18 protein-coding genes are annotated in these 16579 nt (G+C 72.5%); 11 read left to right on the top strand and 7 right to left on the bottom strand.

Features of this window, described 5'->3' with window-relative positions; translation table 11 throughout:
• Positions 1 to 5 precede the first annotated feature (5 nt).
• The 6 genes from ACIA8Q_RS05585 (at position 6) to era (ending at position 4091) form a co-directional block, all read left to right on the top strand.
• A complete protein-coding gene (locus tag ACIA8Q_RS05585) occupies positions 6 to 1331 on the top strand; it encodes a hemolysin family protein (RefSeq protein ID WP_360210164.1) in 1326 nt (441 codons plus the stop codon).
• A 33-nt stretch (positions 1332 to 1364) separates the two neighbouring features.
• Positions 1365 to 1601 carry a hypothetical protein gene (locus tag ACIA8Q_RS05590; RefSeq protein WP_360210162.1) on the top strand — a complete coding sequence of 79 codons (237 nt, stop codon included), beginning with the start codon at positions 1365 to 1367 and terminating at the stop codon, positions 1599 to 1601.
• An 87-nt stretch (positions 1602 to 1688) separates the two neighbouring features.
• Positions 1689 to 2228: a DUF4383 domain-containing protein gene (locus ACIA8Q_RS05595; protein WP_396316795.1), complete on the top strand. Its 540-nt coding sequence runs from the start codon at positions 1689 to 1691 to the stop codon at positions 2226 to 2228.
• 93 nt (positions 2229 to 2321) lie between these two features.
• Positions 2322 to 2675: a cytidine deaminase gene (locus ACIA8Q_RS05600; protein WP_387897666.1), complete on the top strand. Its 354-nt coding sequence runs from the start codon at positions 2322 to 2324 to the stop codon at positions 2673 to 2675.
• A 200-nt stretch (positions 2676 to 2875) separates the two neighbouring features.
• Positions 2876 to 3034 (top strand): hypothetical protein, encoded by a 159-nt coding sequence (locus ACIA8Q_RS05605; RefSeq protein ID WP_360210156.1) that lies wholly within the window; start codon positions 2876 to 2878, stop codon positions 3032 to 3034.
• 127 nt (positions 3035 to 3161) lie between these two features.
• Complete coding sequence (era, locus tag ACIA8Q_RS05610) at positions 3162 to 4091, top strand: GTPase Era (RefSeq protein ID WP_360210154.1); 930 nt, start codon at positions 3162 to 3164, stop codon at positions 4089 to 4091.
• Between the two features lie 106 nt (positions 4092 to 4197).
• Here the strand turns inward: era and ACIA8Q_RS05615 are convergent, their stop codons facing one another.
• Both ACIA8Q_RS05615 and ACIA8Q_RS05620 read right to left on the bottom strand, forming a co-directional pair.
• Positions 4198 to 4464, bottom strand: coding sequence for a protealysin inhibitor emfourin (locus ACIA8Q_RS05615; protein ID WP_360210152.1), 267 nt, complete (start codon positions 4462 to 4464; stop codon positions 4198 to 4200).
• Between the two features lie 159 nt (positions 4465 to 4623).
• A complete protein-coding gene (locus tag ACIA8Q_RS05620; RefSeq protein WP_396316796.1) occupies positions 4624 to 5646 on the bottom strand; it encodes a M4 family metallopeptidase in 1023 nt (340 codons plus the stop codon).
• 337 nt (positions 5647 to 5983) lie between these two features.
• Here ACIA8Q_RS05620 and leuA point away from each other — a divergent pair, with 337 nt between their 5' ends.
• The 4 genes from leuA (at position 5984) to ACIA8Q_RS05640 (ending at position 10617) form a co-directional block, all read left to right on the top strand.
• Complete coding sequence (gene leuA, locus ACIA8Q_RS05625) at positions 5984 to 7780, top strand: 2-isopropylmalate synthase (RefSeq protein WP_360210148.1); 1797 nt, start codon at positions 5984 to 5986, stop codon at positions 7778 to 7780.
• Positions 7781 to 8020: 240 nt separating this feature from the next.
• The gene (locus ACIA8Q_RS05630) at positions 8021 to 8713 is read left to right on the top strand and encodes a TerB family tellurite resistance protein (protein WP_360210146.1); all 693 of its coding nucleotides are present in this window, start codon (positions 8021 to 8023) and stop codon (positions 8711 to 8713) included.
• Positions 8714 to 9026: 313 nt separating this feature from the next.
• Entirely contained in the window at positions 9027 to 9773 is a 747-nt protein-coding gene (recO, locus tag ACIA8Q_RS05635; protein WP_387897671.1) for a DNA repair protein RecO, read from the top strand.
• Positions 9774 to 9777: 4 nt separating this feature from the next.
• Complete coding sequence (locus ACIA8Q_RS05640) at positions 9778 to 10617, top strand: isoprenyl transferase (protein ID WP_360210142.1); 840 nt, start codon at positions 9778 to 9780, stop codon at positions 10615 to 10617.
• 79 nt (positions 10618 to 10696) lie between these two features.
• On the opposite strand, the gene ACIA8Q_RS05645 is transcribed toward ACIA8Q_RS05640, so the two are convergent.
• Genes ACIA8Q_RS05645 through ACIA8Q_RS05660 form a run of 4 tightly spaced genes read right to left on the bottom strand, consistent with a single transcriptional unit; the run spans position 10697 to position 13843 of the window.
• Complete coding sequence (locus ACIA8Q_RS05645; protein ID WP_360210140.1) at positions 10697 to 11107, bottom strand: Fur family transcriptional regulator; 411 nt, start codon at positions 11105 to 11107, stop codon at positions 10697 to 10699.
• 35 nt (positions 11108 to 11142) lie between these two features.
• A complete protein-coding gene (locus ACIA8Q_RS05650; RefSeq protein ID WP_360210138.1) occupies positions 11143 to 12099 on the bottom strand; it encodes a metal ABC transporter permease in 957 nt (318 codons plus the stop codon).
• Positions 12096 to 12860 carry a metal ABC transporter ATP-binding protein gene (locus ACIA8Q_RS05655; RefSeq protein ID WP_360210136.1) on the bottom strand — a complete coding sequence of 255 codons (765 nt, stop codon included), beginning with the start codon at positions 12858 to 12860 and terminating at the stop codon, positions 12096 to 12098. The genes ACIA8Q_RS05650 and ACIA8Q_RS05655 overlap by 4 nt, the downstream gene beginning before the upstream one ends.
• A gap of 17 nt (positions 12861 to 12877) precedes the next feature.
• A complete protein-coding gene (locus ACIA8Q_RS05660; protein ID WP_396316797.1) occupies positions 12878 to 13843 on the bottom strand; it encodes a metal ABC transporter substrate-binding protein in 966 nt (321 codons plus the stop codon).
• Positions 13844 to 14034: 191 nt separating this feature from the next.
• Between ACIA8Q_RS05660 and ACIA8Q_RS05665 the strand changes: the two genes are divergently transcribed.
• Positions 14035 to 15417, top strand: coding sequence for a glycine--tRNA ligase (locus ACIA8Q_RS05665; protein ID WP_360210132.1), 1383 nt, complete (start codon positions 14035 to 14037; stop codon positions 15415 to 15417).
• An 88-nt stretch (positions 15418 to 15505) separates the two neighbouring features.
• On the opposite strand, the gene ACIA8Q_RS05670 is transcribed toward ACIA8Q_RS05665, so the two are convergent.
• The gene (locus ACIA8Q_RS05670) at positions 15506 to 16579 is read right to left on the bottom strand and encodes a hypothetical protein (RefSeq protein WP_360210130.1); all 1074 of its coding nucleotides are present in this window, start codon (positions 16577 to 16579) and stop codon (positions 15506 to 15508) included.

The following is a 16579-nucleotide window of genomic DNA, read 5'->3' on the forward strand; positions in this document are numbered from 1 at the left end:
CCCCTGTGAGTGGTGAGAGTACGAGCTTCATCCTGGGTGCCGTGCTGCTGGTCGTCCTCGGCTGGCTGGCCGCGTGCGCCGAGGCGGGGATCTCCCGGGTCTCCCGGTTCCGGGCGGAGGAGGCGGTGCGGGTCGGCCGGCGCGGTTCGGCGCGGCTGCTGACCCTCGCCTCCGACCCCATCCGCTACCTCAACCTGGCCACCCTGATCCGGGTGGCCAGCGAGATGGCGGCTGCCGTGCTGGTCACCGTGGTCTGCGTGCGCAACGTCGAGCCGACCTGGCAGGCCGTCCTGCTGGCGTTCGGCGTGATGGTGCTGGTGTCCTTCGTCGCGGTGGGCGTCTCGCCGCGCACGATCGGGCGCCAGCACCCGCTCACCACGTCGACCGCGGCCTCCTTCGTGCTGCTGCCGCTGGCGGCCGTGCTCGGCCCGATCCCGCGGCTGCTGATCCTGCTCGGCAACGCGCTGACCCCGGGCAAGGGCTACCGCGAGGGCCCGTTCGCCTCCGAGGCGGAGCTGCGCGCGCTGGTGGACCTCGCCGAGAAGGACGACCTGATCGAGGACGAGGAGCGCCGGATGGTGCACTCGGTCTTCGAACTGGGCGACACCATCGTGCGCGAGGTGATGGTGCCGCGCACCGACCTGGTGATGATCGAGCGGCACAAGACCGTCCGGCAGGCGCTCACCCTGGCGCTGCGCTCGGGCTTCTCGCGGATCCCGGTGGTCGGGGACAACGAGGACGACGTGGTCGGCATCGTCTACCTGAAGGACCTGGTCCGGCGCACCCACATCAACCGCGAGGCGGAGTCCGAGGAGGTCGGCGCGGTGATGCGCCCGGCCGTCTTCGTGCCGGACTCCAAGCCGGCCGCGGACCTGCTGCGCGAGATGCAGCAGCGCCGTTCGCACGTGGCCATCGTGATCGACGAGTACGGCGGCACCGCCGGCCTGGTCACCATCGAGGACATCCTGGAGGAGATCGTCGGCGAGATCACCGACGAGTACGACCGGGAGATCGCGCCGATCGAGGACCTGGGCGACGGCTCGTACCGGATCACCGCCCGGCTGCTGGTGGAGGACCTCGGCGAGCTGTTCGGCGTCGAGCTGGAGGACGAGGACGTCGAGACGGTGGGCGGCCTGCTGGCCAAGCACCTCGGGCGGGTGCCGATCCCCGGCTCCGCCTGCGAGATCCCGCTGCCCGAGCCGGCCGGCACCGGCCTGGCCGGGATCCTGCTGACCGCCGAGTCCTCGGCGGGGCGCCGCAATCGCATCGGCTCGATGGTCGCCACCCCCGTCCGGGAGGTCGAGGAGGCGGCGGCGGAGTTCGGCGAGTAGCGGCCGGGCGGTCGCGGAGCGACCATGGAGGGCATGACGCACCAACTTCGCGCGGAGCACGGCCCGCAGGGTACGGCCGGCGGGGTCAAGGTCTGGCACGTGGTACGCGAGACCGACCCCGCGACGGCGCTCTGCGGCCGCAGCATGGCCGACGACGCCGACACGCGGCCCGAGCAGGAGTGGGGCACGGGGCTGCGCTGCTGCCAGCAGTGCGGCTCGCTCTACATGCACGAGGTGCCGCACATGCAGGGGAGCCACCCCTACAGCTAGGGGGTGCCCTGTGGATCACTGCCCGGTGCCGTGACGCCTGGACGGCTGGACCACGGCCGGGCCGACTACACCATGGTGGAGGCCGCCATGAAGCTGCAAGACGAACTGCCCGTCGACAACCGGCTCGTCACGGTGTGGCGGATCGGTGCGGGGCTCGGGGGGATCTTCCTGATCGTGTTCGGGTGCCTGGGGCTGGCCGACCACCCGGGTTTCCTCTCCACCCACGGCTCGGACGTCGCCGGGCTGTCGACCAACGGGGCGCTGAGCATCCTGTCCATCGTGGCGGGCGCGGTCCTGGTGGTGGGCGCGGTGATCGGCGGGAACTTCGCGTCCAACCTGAACATGGCCGTCGGCGTGCTGTTCGTCCTCTCCGGCTTCTACGGCCTGACGGTGCTCGGGCGGCCGGACGCCAACATCCTCAACTTCCGGATGGCGAACGTGCTCTTCGCATTCGTCTTCGGAGTGGTCCTGACGACCTTCGGGATGTACGGCAGGGTGAGCAGCCACCTGCCGCACGACAACCCGTACTGGCGCGAGCGCGCCGGGCGCGAGGAGCCGCTGCCCAACGGGCCGAAGACCTTCGTCAGGATCCTCCGCCCGGGGCCGCCCAATCCCGTGGGGCACTGAGTCCGGAGCCTTCCCGGGTCGGTCCGCCCGCTCCGCCGGGCGGGCGACCGGTCGCCCGCCCGGCGCCGGGGCGGGCCGCCTATGCTCGGCGGCATGAGTGACATCGTCGAGCTCGACCCCGAAGACAAGAAGATCATCACCCTGGCCCGCTCGGCCCGCGCCCGCAACGGCGTGGCCGAGGGGGCCGCGGTGCGCGACGAGACCGGCCGCACCTACGTGGCCGGGACGGTCGCGCTGGAGTCGCTGCGGCTGAGCGCCCTGCAGACGGCGGTGGCGATGGCGGTGGCCAGCGGCGCGAAGTCGCTGGAGGCGGCCGCCGTGGTGAGCGAGGCGGAGCAGCCGGCCGAGGCCGACCTGGCGGCCGTCCGGGACCTCGGCGGGGCCGGGACGCCGGTGCTGCTGGCCGGGGTGGACGGGGTGCTGCGGGTGGCGGTCGAGGCCCGCTGAGGCACCGCGGGGGCCGTCCGGGGGGGCTGCCCGGGCTCCCGGCCCGGGCCCCTGTTCGGGGGTCGGGGCCCCACGGGGCGTCCGGAGCCCCGCCGGGGCCGGCCCGGGCTCCGCGGGGGCGGCGACGGTCCGGCGACCACCGTCCTGTGTTCAGCAGATAATCTCACCGGGGGAGTGAACTCGGTGAGGGGGCTGGGCAGATGGGGGCGGTCGCGTTCTTCGCCGGACTGCTGCTGTTCGTGATGGGGATGGGCAAGTGGCAGGAGACCGGCTCGCCGTTCTGGCTTTGGGGCTCCATCGCCTTCCTGGTCCTGCTGATCGTGATGTCCCTCGTCGCCAGGGGCGAGCGCCGGGGCTGATCCGGGCTGGTCCCGGGCCGCTCCCGGGGCCGTTCGCGGCCCGCAGGCGGCCCGTCCCCGGCGGCCGGTCGCGGGTTCCGGGCGGGGTCGGACGGCGGGGCTCCGGTGATCAGGGAGAATGGAGCGCATGAGTGCCCCTTCCTCCCCGTACCGCTCCGGCTTCGCGTGCTTCGTGGGCCGACCCAACGCGGGCAAGTCGACCCTGACCAACGCCCTGGTGGGGACGAAGGTCGCGATCACCTCCGACCGACCGCAGACCACCCGGCACACCGTGCGCGGCATCGTGCACCGCCCGGACTCCCAGCTCGTCCTGGTCGACACCCCCGGCCTGCACAAGCCGCGCACCCTCCTCGGCGAGCGCCTCAACGACCTGGTCCGCTCGACCTGGGCCGAGGTCGACGTGATCGGCTTCTGCCTCCCCGCCGACCAGAAGCTCGGCCCCGGTGACAAGTTCATCGCCAAGGAACTCGCCGAGATCAAGAAGACCCCCAAGGTCGCCATCGTCACCAAGACCGACCTGGTCGACTCCAAGCGGCTGGCCGAGCAGCTGATCGCCATCCAGCAGCTCGGCGTCGAGCTGGGCATCGAGTGGGCCGAGATCATCCCGGTCTCCGCGGTCGGCGACAAGCAGGTCGACCTGGTCGCCGAGCTGCTCACCAAGCTCCTGCCGGAGGGCATGCCGCTCTACCCGGAGGGCAACCTCACCGACGAGCCCGAGCAGGTCATGATCGCGGAGCTGATCCGCGAGGCCGCGCTCGAGGGCGTCCGGGACGAACTGCCGCACTCGCTGGCCGTGGTCGTCGAGGAGATGCTCCCGCGCGAGGGCCGCCCGGCGGACCGCCCGCTGCTGGACATCCACGCCTACGTCTACATCGAGCGCCAGAGCCAGAAGGCCATCGTGATCGGCGCCAAGGGCGCGCGGCTGAAGCACGTCGGGACCACCGCCCGCAAGCACATCGAGGCGCTGCTGGGCACGCCGGTCTACCTCGACCTGCACGTCAAGGTGGCCAAGGACTGGCAGCGCGACCCGAAGCAGCTGCGCAAGCTCGGCTTCTGAGCCGCGGCCGGGCCGACGGCCCGGGCGGGCCCGTCCGGAGTGCTCCGGGCGGGCCTTCGCCGTACGCGGGGGCGGTGGCCACCGGGCGGCGCAGCACCGTCCGGGCCTACGCGCCCTCGCGCAGCACCAGCGAGACCAGCTCGCGCTGGGAGTCGGTGAGCTTCGGGTCGGCGCAGTGCACCGTGCGGCCGTCGACGCTGATCTCGTAGTGGAAGCCGTCCGGCACCCCGTAGGAGGGTGCCCGCAGCCCGCCCGCGACGGCCTCGCGGGCGAGCGCGTGGACGTGCGGGGCGTCCGTGCGGTCGGAGGTGTCGAGCTCCGCGTGGCGGACGATCCCCGCGAGGCCGCCGGTCCGGGTCACCTGGATACGCATGGTGTCCATGGTGCTACGCAGGGAGGGGGATTGCCGGGCCTTTTCCCCGACCGTGACCTTAAGCCCGGCTCGACCAGCCGCCGATCCCCCTCCGGGCGCCTTCCGGGCCCCCTTCCGGCCCCTCGTCGACTCCCCTCCGGCCGTCCTCCCGGACGGTGGTCAGCCCGGGCTGACCCCGACCTGCGCCCAGGAGGCCGTCACGGTGTCCGCCACCGACGGCTGGTCGGGGTAACGGGCCTGCGCGGCGGCCACGGTGGCCCGGGCGAAGGCGGTGAAGTCGGCGTCGGCGGGCAGCCGGCGGCCCGTCAGCGCGTCGTACCAGATCCGGCCGGCGCGCTCCCAGGCCGGGCCGCCGAGGGCGGTGGCCAGCAGGTAGAACGCGTGGTTGGGGATGCCGGAGTTGATGTGCACCCCGCCGTTGTCCTCGGCGGTGTCCACGTAGTCCCGCAGGTGCGCGGGCTGCGGGTCCTTGCCGAGCCTGGGGTCGTCGTAGGCGGTGCCGGGGGCCTTCATGGAGCGCAGCGCCACGCCCTGGATGCCGGGGGCGAGGAGGCCGGCGCCGATCAACCAGTCGGCGTCGGCGGCGTCCTGGCGCAGCGCGTACTGCTTGACCAGCGAGCCGAAGACGTCGGAGACCGACTCGTTGAGCGCGCCGGGCTGGTCCTGGTACTGCAGTCCGGCGGTGAACTGGGTGACGCCGTGGGTGAGTTCGTGGCCGATGACGTCGATGCAGGCGGTGAAGTCACCGAAGATCTCGCCGTCGCCGTCGCCGAAGACCATCCGGTGGCCGTTCCAGAAGGCGTTGTCGTAGTCCCGGCCGTAGTGCACGGTGGCGTCCAGGCGCAGCCCCTGGTCGTCGATCGAGCGCCGGCCGTAGGGGTCGGAGAACAGGGCGTAGGTGGCGCCGAGGCCGTCGTAGGCGTGGTCGACCGACTGGTCGGCGACCGGGGCCTGGCCCTCGGTGCGGACGGTGCGGCCGGGCAGCCGCTGGCTGTGACCGGCGTCGGCGATCACCCGGCTCGGGGCCGCCCCGCCGGCGGGCGGCGGGGGAGGGGCGAGGCGGGCCGCGCGGTGCGCGGTGTCGAGTGCGAGGGAGCGGACGGCGGGCTCGTGACCGGCCTCGGCGAGGCGGTCCAGGACGTACGGCGGGACGATCGCGCAGATCGGTACTGCTGCAGTCATGTGGCCCAGGGTGAGGCCTCGATGACCGGATGTCACCACTCTTGGCATGACCGGTCGGCGTCTCAAGGAGTGGAACGGTGGGCCGGATCACTTCGGGGGCGCGCGGCCCTGGGTTACGCTGGGGACATCATGCGCAACGGGCTGCTTCTTCTTAGCTGCCGCGTCGAGGGCCTGTAGTCCATTTCGGGCCGGCTCCCTCGCCGCGGGGATTCGAGCTGTGCGCGTCATCGGGCGATCCAACGGAGGATCGCGAGCGGCAGCTGGCCGGCCAGTCGGTGTTGATCTTCCCCGACCCGCCCCGCACCCACGCATCACAGGAAGCCGAGAGAGTCACTCCATGACCGAGCAGAGCTCCGCCGCGTCCATCCCCGCCGGTCGCGCCTTCGTCGACCGCCCCACCCCGATCACCGGCGCCTCCGTCCGCCAGCAGCCCTCGGGCATGCGGCACGGGCGCTACCTGCCGTTCGACACCGTCGACCTGCCGGACCGCACCTGGCCGAGCAAGGTGATCACCAAGGCGCCGCGCTGGCTCTCCACCGACCTGCGGGACGGCAACCAGGCGCTGATCGACCCGATGTCCCCGGCCCGCAAGCGCAAGATGTTCGACCTGCTGGTCGCGATGGGCTACAAGGAGATCGAGGTCGGCTTCCCGTCCTCCGGTGCCACCGACCACGCCTTCGTGCGGTCGCTGATCGAGGAGGGGGCGATCCCGGAGGACGTCACCATCTCGGTGCTGACCCAGGCCCGCGAGGAGCTGATCGAGAAGACCGTCGAGTCGCTGGTCGGCGCCCCGCGCGCGACCGTCCACCTGTACAACGCGACGGCCCCGCTGTTCCGCCGGGTGGTCTTCCGCAACGACCGGGCCGCCACCAAGGCGATCGCCACCGACGGCACCCGGCTGGTGATGGAGTACGCCGAGAAGCTGCTGGGCGAGGACACCGTCTTCGGCTACCAGTACTCACCGGAGATCTTCGTCGACACCGAGCTGGACTTCGCCCTGGAGGTCTGCGAGGCGGTGATGGACGTCTGGCAGCCCGGCGAGGGCCGCGAGATCATCCTGAACCTGCCGGCCACCATCGAGCGGGCCACCCCGAACGTCCAGGCCGACCAGTTCGAGTGGATGTCGCGCAACCTGTCGCGCCGCGAGTTCGTCTGCCTGTCCGTCCACCCGCACAACGACCGCGGCACCGCCGTGGCCTCCGCCGAGCTGGCCTACATGGCGGGCGCCGACCGCATCGAGGGCTGCCTGTTCGGCCAGGGCGAGCGGACCGGCAACGTCGACCTGGTGACGCTGGGCATGAACCTGTTCTCGCAGGGCATCGACCCGCAGATCGACTTCTCCGACATCGACGAGGTGCGCCGCACCGCCGAGTACTGCAACCAGATGGAGGTGCACCCGCGCCACCCGTACGCCGGTGACCTGGTGTACACCTCCTTCTCCGGCTCGCACCAGGACGCCATCAAGAAGGGCTTCGACGCCCTGGAGGCGGACGCGAAGGCGGCCGGCGTCCCGGTGGAGGAGCACACCTGGGGCGTGCCGTACCTGCCGATCGACCCGAAGGACGTCGGCCGCACCTACGAGGCGGTCATCCGGGTCAACAGCCAGTCCGGCAAGGGCGGTGTCGCGTACGTCCTGAAGAACGACCACAAGCTGGACCTGCCGCGCCGGATGCAGATCGAGTTCTCCCGGATCATCCAGGCCATGACCGACGCCGAGGGCGGCGAGGTCACCCCGGCCGAGATCTGGCGGGTCTTCGAGGACGAGTACCTGCCCACCACGGAGAACCCGTGGGGCCGGATCTCGCTGAGCGGTTCGCGCACCCTGACCACCGAGGACGGCCGGGACGCGCTGATCGCCGGCGCGCTGGTGGACGGCCTGCCGGTCACCCTGACCGGTGTCGGCAACGGTCCGGTCTCCGCCTTCGCGGACGCGCTGGCCCGCATCGACGTGGACGTCCGCGTCCTGGACTACGCCGAGCACGCGCTGAGCGAGGGCGGCGACGCCCAGGCCGCCGCGTACGTGGAGTGCGCGGTGGACGGCAAGGTGCTGTGGGGCGTCGGCATCGACGGCAACACCGTGCTGGCCTCGCTGAAGGCGATGATCAGCGCCGTCAACCGGGCGCAGCGCGGGTAGTTCGTACGAGTGGCACGCGGCGGGGCCGTCCTCCGGGGCGGCCCTTCGCCGCACCTGGGGGCGGCTGTGTCCTGCGCCACATTTTTTCGGGTCGGAAGGCGTTCGGGGTACTGACACGTGCCGGTAACCGTGGCAACATCGATCCACCGGAAAGCCGGGTCGGTGGGACGGCCCAGGTGTCCGGTCGCGTGACCTGCCCATAGTTGTGCAGGCCGCCTGCCATGTCTGGGGAGTGGCGCCGTGACCAGGTTGTGGGGTGTTCGCCCGCGGTGGCGGACGGACGTTCTCGGTGACTTCTTCTGCCCCGGCTGTGGCGGGGACCGCAACTACCGCCGGCAGCACGGCCGGCGGTGGCTGCGGTTGCTGGGGACGCCGGTGCTCCCGCTCGGCCCGGTGATCGGCAGCGTGCAGTGCACCGGCTGCCACGGCCGGTACGGCGTCGAGAGCCTGGAGCAACCGACCTGCGTGCGTCTCGGAGCGATGCTGCGGGACGCCCAGTACACCATCGCGCTGGCCCTGCTCGCGGCCGGCGGCACCGCCCACCGGGCGGCCCGCGAGGCGGCCTGCACGGCGGTGCGCGAGGCCGGCTTCGAGGACTGCGGCGAGGCGCAGGTGCTGGCCGCGCTCGCCGCGCTCTCCGGGCTCGGCGGCGAACTCCGCGACGCCCACGAGCTGGGGGAGCCCTCCGGCGAGGGGCTGGGGGAGGCCGCCGGCCTGGCGGTGGAACTGCACGCGGTGCTCGAACCGCTCGCCCCGCACCTGGCCCACCAGGGCCGGGAGCGGCTGCTGCTGCAGGGTGCGGCGATCGCCCTCGCCGACGGCCGCTACCTGCCGCAGGAGCGCGAGGCGCTGGCCGCGGTCGGGCGCTGTCTGGACCTGCCGGCGTCGCGGGTCGGGGCGCTGCTGGAGGCGGCGACCCGGGCGCCGTACTAGTCGCCCCGCCCGTCCCGGTCTCCGGCTCCGGGCCGCCCCCGCCGAACCGACCTCCTGAACCGGCCCCCTGGAAACCGACCTCCTGAACCGGCCCCCTGGAAACCGACCTCCTGAACCGTCCGACCGGACCCCCGAGCCATCCCCATCCCCCACAAACGGGCCCGACTCCCCCCTCCGGGCCCGCCGTGACCCGCACCGTACGGTCCTCCCCCACGGACTCGGTGCGGGCAACACGGCTGTCGGCGCCCGCCCGGGCCCCGGCGGTCGTCGCCGGCTGTCGGCCGGGGCCGGCGGCTGGGGGAGAATGGCTGGCATGAGTCTTTTCCGGGACGACGGCGTCGTGTTGCGGGCGCAGAAGCTCGGCGAGGCCGATCGGATCATCACCCTGCTGACCCGCCAGCACGGCAAGGTGCGCGCGGTGGCGCGCGGGGTGCGGAAGACCAAGTCCAAGTTCGGCGCCCGCCTGGAGCCGTTCTCGCACGTGGACGTGCAGTTCTTCAGCCGGGGGAGTGAGCTGGTCGGCCGAGGGTTGCCGCTCTGCACCCAGGTGGAGACCATCGCGCCGTACGGCGGTTCGATCGTCACCGACTACGGCCGCTACACCGCCGGGACGGCGATGCTGGAGACGGCCGAGCGGTTCGCCGAGAACGAGGGCGAGCCGGCCGTGCAGCAGTACCTGCTGCTGGTGGGCGGTCTGCGCACGCTGGCGGCTGGCCTGCACGAGTCGCACCTGGTGCTGGACGCCTTCCTGCTCAGGTCGCTCGCGGTGAACGGGTACGGCGCGAGCTTCACCGACTGCGCCAAGTGCGGCCTGGAGGGGCCGAACCGTTTCTTCTCGCTCCAGGCGGGCGGCGTGCTCTGCCCGGACTGCCGAGTGCCGGGATGTGCCGTACCCTCCCCTGAGACACTGGTACTGCTCGGGGCGCTGCTGTCAGGGGACTGGCAGACGGCCGATTCCTGCGAGCCGCGGTACTGGCGGGAGGGCAGCGGCCTGGTCGCGGCCTATCTGCAGTGGCATTTGGAGCGGGGCATCCGCTCGATGAGATACGTGGAGAAGTGAGCACATGGCAGCGCGACGGCTCTTCGGCGGCGGCAAGCAGCGGGAGTACGTTCCCCCGACCCCGCACCCCAGCGGCGCCCGGCCGCCGAAGATCCCCGGTGAGCTGGTCCCCGAGCACGTCGCGATCGTGATGGACGGCAACGGCCGCTGGGCCAAGGAGCGCGGGCTGCCGCGCACCGAGGGCCACAAGGTCGGGGAGTCCGTCGTGCTGGACGTCCTCAAGGGCGCGATCGAGCTCGGGGTCAAGAACATCTCGCTGTACGCGTTCTCCACCGAGAACTGGAAGCGCTCGCCCGACGAGGTGAAGTTCCTGATGAACTTCAACCGGGACGTCATCCGCCGCCGCCGGGACGAGATGGACGCGATGGGCGTGCGGATCCGCTGGGCCGGCCGGATGCCGAAGCTGTGGAAGAGCGTCGTCCAGGAGCTGCAGGTCGCCGAGGAGCAGACCAAGGGCAACGACGCCGTCACGCTCTACATGTGCGTCAACTACGGTGGCCGGGCCGAGCTCGCGGACGCGGCGCAGGCCCTCGCGGCCGACGTCGCCGCCGGGCGGCTGGACCCGAAGAAGGTCAACGAGAAGACCCTCGCCCGCTACATGTACCACCCGGACATGCCGGACGTGGACCTCTTCCTGCGCCCCAGCGGCGAGCAGCGCACCTCCAACTTCCTGCTCTGGCAGTCCGCGTACGCCGAGTTCGTGTTCCAGGACGTGCTCTGGCCGGACTTCGACCGCCGTGACCTGTGGCGCGCCTGCGAGCAGTACGCGATGCGCGACCGCCGCTTCGGCGGGGCGATCCCGAACGAGGTGCCGGCGCCGGTGGGGCTGCCCACCCAGCGCTGAGGCGCGGCGCCGGGGCACGGCGAAGGGCCCGCGGGAGCAGCTCCCGCGGGCCCTTCGCCGTCGCGTCCGGGCGGCGCGCTCAGACCTTCTTGGCGCACTCCGCGCAGGTGCCGAAGATCTCCAGGGTGTGCGCGATGTCGCTGAACCCGTGCTCGGCGGCGACCGAGTTGGCCCAGCGCTCCACCGCCGGGCCCTCCACCTCGACGGTGGCGCCGCAGTGCCGGCAGACCAGGTGGTGGTGGTGCCCGCTGCTGCACCGGCGGTAGACCGCCTCGCCGTCGGCGGTGCGCAGCACGTCCACCTCACCGGCGTCCGCGAGCGACTGGAGGGTGCGGTAGACCGTGGTCAGACCGACGGAGTCCCCGCGGTGCTTGAGCATGTCGTGGAGCTCCTGCGCGCTGCGGAAGTCCTCGATCTCGTCCAGGGCCGCCGAGACGGCGGCACGCTGCCGGGTCGATCGGGCGCGCGGCGACGGGCCTGCGGTGGTCACCGTGGGTCCTCCTGGGGTGGTGGGCGTCTCGCACCTCATTGTGCCAGCCCTGCCCGCCGCCCCGGGGTGGTCGTGTCGGACGAACTCTGTTCCGGGAGTTGCCCCGGGTGCGACCCGGCCGGACGGTCCGGCAGTTCGACGTCGCAGACCTTCGGTCCCGGGTCCGCGGAGGCCCGGTGGCGGCGCCGGGCGAGCGGTGCCGCGAGCACGCTGAACACCGCGAAGACGGCGATCGCGAGCAGCACGATGGCCGGACCGGAGGGCACGTCGAGCTGGTAGGAGCCGGTGACGCCGGCCAGCGAGACCACCACGCCGAGCGCGATCGAGGCCGCCTGGGTGGCGGCGAAGGAGCGGGTCAGCTGCTGGGCGGCGACCACCGGGACCACCATCAGGGCGCTGACCAGCAGCAGGCCGACCACCCGCATGGCGACGGTGACGGTGACCGCCGCCATCACCGCGAGCAGCAGGTTGAGGGTGCGCACCGGCAGCCCGGTGACCCGGGCGAAGTCCTCGTCCTGGCAGATCGCGAAGAGCTGGCGCCGCAGCCCGACGGTGACCGCGACGACCACCGCGCCGAGCACCGCGATGGCGGTCAGGTCCGCGGGGGCGACGGTGAGGATCGAGCCCCACAGGTAGCTCTCCAGCGAGCCGGCGCCGGCCTGGGCGGAGAGCGAGACGAGTAGCTTGCCGCAGGCCATGCCGCCGTAGAAGAGCATCGCGAGCGCGATGTCGCCGCGCTGGTTGCCACGCGAGCGGACCAGCTCCATGGTGACGGCGCCGAGCACGCAGACCAGGACGGCCATCCAGACCGGGCTGGTCTGGAAGATGAAGCCGAGGCCGACGCCGGTCATCGCGACGTGGCCCATGCCGTCGCCCATCAGGGCCTGCCGGCGCTGCACCAGGTAGATGCCGACGGCCGGGGCGGTGATCCCGACCAGGACGGCGGCGAGCAGGGCGCGCTGCATGAACTCGTAGGACAGCATCTCGGTCATGCGAGCAGCCTCGGCGGGGTGTGGTCGGCGTGCGGGTGGACGTGGTCGTGGCCGGGGAGCGCGTGCAGCCCGGTGTTGGGCACCGGCGGGCCGTCGTGCGCGACGCAGCCGTCCCGCAGCACCACGGCGCGGTCGATCAGCGGCTCCAGCGGGCCGAGTTCGTGCAGCACGAGGAGGACGGCGGCGCCGCGGGCGACCTCGGCGCGCAGCGTGTCGGCGAGCACCTGCTGGCTGGCGGCGTCCACGCCGGCCATCGGCTCGTCCATGATCAGCAGGTCGGGGGTGCCGACCAGGGCGCGGGCGATCAGCACCCGCTGCTGCTGGCCGCCGGAGAGGTCGGCGACGCCGTCCCCGGCCCGCTCCAGCATGCCGACGGCGTGCAGCGCGCGGTCCACCGCGGCGCGGTCCCGGCGGCGGAACGGCAGCAGCCGGTGCTGCGGCAGGCGCCCGGTGGAGACCACCTCGCGCACGGTGGCGGGGACGCCGGAGGCGGCGGTGGTGCGCTGCGGGACGTACCCGATCCGGTGCCAGGCGCGGAACCCGGCGTACGGGACGCCGAACAGCTCCAGGGAGCCCTGCTCCAGCGGGACGGAGCCGATGACGGCCTTGACGGTGGTGGACTTGCCGGAGCCGTTGGCGCCGAGCAGGGCGACCACCTCGCCGGGCTGGACGGTGAGGTCGACGCCGCGCAGCACCGGCCGGCCGCCGCGCGAGGCGACGGCGTCACGGAGGCGGACGGCCGGGGGTGTCGGAGGGGTCATGGCGTGCTGTCGTCCCGTCAGCTGGCGGCGCTGGTGGCGCCGAGGGCGGCCTGGAGGTTGGCCAGGTTCTGCTTCATCACCGTCAGGTAGTCGTCCTTGGCCGGGTCCTTGACGCCCTCCAGGGGGTCCAGGACGGCGGTCCTGAGGCCGAGGTCCTTGGCGACGGTGTCGGCGATCTTGGGGCTGACCAGGGTCTCGAAGAAGATCGTGGTGACGCCGTTGTCCTTGGCGGCCTTCTGCACCTCGGCGAGGCGGGCCGGGGTGGGCTCGGACTCCGGGTCGACGCCGTTGACGGCGACCTGGGTGAGGCCGTAGTGCTCGGCGAGGTAGCCGAAGGCGGCGTGGCTGGTGACGAAGGTCCGGGTGCCGGCGTCCTTCAGGCCGGTGCGGAACTGCTCGTCGAGCGCGGTCAGCCGGCCGACCAGGTCGTCGGTGTTCCGGCGGTAGTCCTCGGCGTGGGCCGGGTCGGCCTTGGCGAACTCCTCGCCGACGCTCCTGGCCACCGCCGCGTAGCGGGTCGGGTCGAGCCAGATGTGCGGATCGCCGGCCGGGCCCTCGTGCCGGTGCCCGTCGGCCCCGCCGCCCTCGGCGCCCTCGTCGAGGTGGTGGTCCACCAGCGGGCTGGCGGCGGTGGCGTCGATCTTGTGCTTGCTGCCGGACTGGGCGACCGCCTGGTCGACGGTGGGCTGCAGGCCCTTGAGGTAGAGGATCGCGTCGGCCTTCTGGACGGTGCCGACCTGCTTGGCGGTGAGCTCCAGGTCGTGCGGCTCGACGCCGGCCGCGGTGAGGTCGGTGACCGCGACGTGGTCCTTGCCGATCTGCTGGGCCAGGTACTCCATCGGGTAGAAGGAGGCGACGACCTTCAGCTTGCCGTTCGCGTCCTGGGCGCTGCTGCTGCCGCCGCAGGCCGTGAGGGCGAGGGAGGCGGCGAGGGCGGTGGCGGCGAGGGCTATGGAGCTGCGGGTGCGTCGTCGGATCATCATGACAATCATTCTCATCTTTAGTGGAAATGATTGTCAACTCACTCGGACGGGTGAACGGCAGGTGACGATGGGTGGGGGAGACCGGACGATACCGATTTGAACCACGTACCCATATGGCCGGTAGCCTGAGGTATTCGGGTACGCGCAACCAGCCGTGCCCTGACCGTGCCGTACGTACTGAAGAGAGCACTGTGGCCGCCGACAAGATCGACACGATCGTCAGCCTGAGCAAGCGCCGTGGCTTCGTCTACCCCTGCAGCGAGATCTACGGCGGCACGCGTGCCGCCTGGGACTACGGGCCGCTGGGTGTCGAGCTCAAGGAGAACATCAAGCGCCAGTGGTGGCGCGCGATGGTGCAGGCGCGTGAGGACGTCGTCGGACTCGACTCGTCGGTGATCCTCGCCCGTGAGGTCTGGGAGGCCTCCGGCCACGTCGCCACCTTCAACGACCCGCTGACCGAGTGCCTCTCCTGCCACAAGCGCCACCGGGCCGACCACCTGGAGGAGAAGTACGAGGCCAAGCACGGCTTCCCGCCGGCCAACGGCCTCAAGGACGTCAACTGCCCCGACTGCGGCACCAAGGGCCAGTTCACCGAGCCCAAGGACTTCTCGGGCATGCTGAAGACCCACCTCGGTGTCACCGAGGAGGCCAGCGGCCTGGCGTTCCTGCGCCCCGAGACCGCCCAGGGCATCTTCACCAACTTCAAGGCCGTCCAGACCACCTCGCGCAAGAAGCCGCCGTTCGGCATCGCCCAGACCGGCAAGAGCTTCCGCAACGAGATCACCCCCGGCAACTTCATCTTCCGCACCCGCGAGTTCGAGCAGATGGAGATGGAGTTCTTCGTCAAGCCGGGCGAGGACGAGCAGTGGCACGAGTACTGGCTCCAGCAGCGCTGGGACTGGTACGTCGGCCTCGGCCTGCGCACCGAGAACATGCGCTTCTTCGAGCACCCGAAGGAGAAGCTCTCCCACTACGCCAAGCGCACGGTGGACATCGAGTACCGCTTCAACTTCGGCGGCAGCGAGTTCTCCGAGCTGGAGGGCGTCGCCAACCGCACCGACTACGACCTGCGGGTGCACAGCGAGGCGTCCGGCCAGGACCTGAAGTACTTCGACCAGGAGTCCGGCGAGCGGTACTTCCCGTACGTCATCGAGCCGGCGGCCGGCCTCAACCGCGCCATGCTGGCCTTCCTGATCGACGCCTACTTCGAGGACGAGGCGCCCAACGCCAAGGGCGTCCTGGAGAAGCGCGTCGGCATGCGGCTCGACCCGCGCCTGGCCCCGGTCAAGGTCGCCGTCCTGCCGCTGTCGCGCAACGCCGACCTCTCCCCGAAGGCCCGCGGCCTGGCCGCCGACCTGCGCACCGCGTGGAACGTCGAGTTCGACGACGCCGGCGCCATCGGCAAGCGCTACCGCCGCCAGGACGAGATCGGCACGCCGTTCTGCGTCACCGTCGACTTCGACACCCTCGAGGACAACGCGGTGACCGTGCGCGAGCGCGACACCATGTCGCAGGAGCGCGTCTCGCTCGACCAGGTCAAGTCGTACCTGGCCGCGCGACTGATCGGCTGCTGAGTCCGGCCGGCGCCTCCGGGAGCCCCCGTCCACCCTCACCGGGCGGGCGGGGGCTCCCGTCGTCGCGGCCCGTCGCGGCCCGGCGCGGCTACCTGCGGCCCCAGCGGGACCGCGGTGCCGGGGCCGGCGTGGTCGGCAGGCCGGCGCTGCGCAGCGCGGCGAGGGTGGTCCGGTGCCGGACGGCGTCGGCCAGCAGGGCCGCGAGCAGTTCCTCGTACAGCCCCGGGGCCGTCTCCAGGGCGGCCGCCAGCCGGACCAGCTCCGCCGGCGGGCGCAGCGCGGCCAGCTCGTGCAGCAGTACGGTGGCGAGCTCGGCGGGCAGGCCCGTCGCCAGCGAGGCCAGGTCCGCGGTCGGCCGGCCCGCCGCCTGGCGCAGCAGGGTCCGCAGGTCGGCCCGGCGGTTCGCGCGCCGCAGGCCGTCGGCCAGCGCGGTGAGCTCCGGTGTCGGCGCCGAGCCCCACTCCCAGAGCAGCGTGGCGCCGTCCGCGCTCTGACCGGCCCGCTCCAGCGCCGCCAGCAGGGCGGGCAGCTCGGCGGCCGGGAGGCCCCAGAAGGTGTGGAACAGCTCCGCGGCCTCCTCGGCCAGCCCGAGCTCGCGCAACTCCGCCAGCACCGCCACCGCCTGCTCCGGGGAGCAGCGGGCGGCGCTCCTGGCCAGCCGGAGCGAGGCGCCCGACGGGCCGCGCCGGGCCAGCATGCCGACCAGCAGTGCGGTGTCGGCCGGTTCGAGGCGGGTCGCGGCCTGGGCGAGCAGCTCCGCGGCCTCGGCGAACGCGCCGGCGCGGTGCAGGGCCGACACCCGTTCGGACAGGGCGCCGAGGTCGGGCCGGGCGGGCGGTGCCGCCGGCGCGGGGTGCGGTGCCTGCTCGGACTGCCGGTGCCGCAGCCGGGTCTGCAAGTCCTCCAGCTGGTCGCTCAGTTGGAGGCAGCGGGCGCCCAGGCCCTCGCGCAGGGTGCGGGCCTGGGCCAGTTGGCGCAGCAGGTCCCCGTCCGGCCGCTGGCGGCCCGGTGCCGCCCGCAGCGCCTCGTTCAACCGCCGCTCCCGCTGGCTCGCGTAGCGGCTCGCCCGGAGTAACTCGTCCAGCTCCGCCCGGAGTTCGTGCGCCTGGTGCTCGCCTTCCAGGTGCTGGCCCGCGGGTTCTGCCGTCGGCCGCATGCGCAT

The sequence above is a fragment of the Kitasatospora sp. NPDC051705 genome (assembly GCF_044453265.1).
Lineage (GTDB): Bacteria > Actinomycetota > Actinomycetes > Streptomycetales > Streptomycetaceae > Kitasatospora.

What these genes read in the sequence shown, in the direction of transcription:
- ACIA8Q_RS05605 (WP_360210156.1), top strand. Translation starts at nt 2,876, where the DNA reads ATGGGGGCGGTCGCGTTCTTCGCCGGACTGCTGCTGTTCGTGATGGGG.
- ACIA8Q_RS05590 (WP_360210162.1), top strand. Translation starts at nt 1,365, where the DNA reads ATGACGCACCAACTTCGCGCGGAGCACGGCCCGCAGGGTACGGCCGGC.
- ACIA8Q_RS05620 (WP_396316796.1), bottom strand. Translation starts at nt 5,646, where the DNA reads ATGACTGCAGCAGTACCGATCTGCGCGATCGTCCCGCCGTACGTCCTG.
- leuA (WP_360210148.1), top strand. Translation starts at nt 5,984, where the DNA reads ATGACCGAGCAGAGCTCCGCCGCGTCCATCCCCGCCGGTCGCGCCTTC.
- ACIA8Q_RS05670 (WP_360210130.1), bottom strand. Translation starts at nt 16,579, where the DNA reads ATGCGCATGCGGCCGACGGCAGAACCCGCGGGCCAGCACCTGGAAGGC.
- ACIA8Q_RS05640 (WP_360210142.1), top strand. Translation starts at nt 9,778, where the DNA reads ATGGCAGCGCGACGGCTCTTCGGCGGCGGCAAGCAGCGGGAGTACGTT.
- era (WP_360210154.1), top strand. Translation starts at nt 3,162, where the DNA reads ATGAGTGCCCCTTCCTCCCCGTACCGCTCCGGCTTCGCGTGCTTCGTG.
- ACIA8Q_RS05660 (WP_396316797.1), bottom strand. Translation starts at nt 13,843, where the DNA reads ATGATGATCCGACGACGCACCCGCAGCTCCATAGCCCTCGCCGCCACC.
- ACIA8Q_RS05650 (WP_360210138.1), bottom strand. Translation starts at nt 12,099, where the DNA reads ATGACCGAGATGCTGTCCTACGAGTTCATGCAGCGCGCCCTGCTCGCC.
- recO (WP_387897671.1), top strand. Translation starts at nt 9,027, where the DNA reads ATGAGTCTTTTCCGGGACGACGGCGTCGTGTTGCGGGCGCAGAAGCTC.
- ACIA8Q_RS05615 (WP_360210152.1), bottom strand. Translation starts at nt 4,464, where the DNA reads ATGCGTATCCAGGTGACCCGGACCGGCGGCCTCGCGGGGATCGTCCGC.
- ACIA8Q_RS05655 (WP_360210136.1), bottom strand. Translation starts at nt 12,860, where the DNA reads ATGACCCCTCCGACACCCCCGGCCGTCCGCCTCCGTGACGCCGTCGCC.
- ACIA8Q_RS05595 (WP_396316795.1), top strand. Translation starts at nt 1,689, where the DNA reads ATGAAGCTGCAAGACGAACTGCCCGTCGACAACCGGCTCGTCACGGTG.
- ACIA8Q_RS05600 (WP_387897666.1), top strand. Translation starts at nt 2,322, where the DNA reads ATGAGTGACATCGTCGAGCTCGACCCCGAAGACAAGAAGATCATCACC.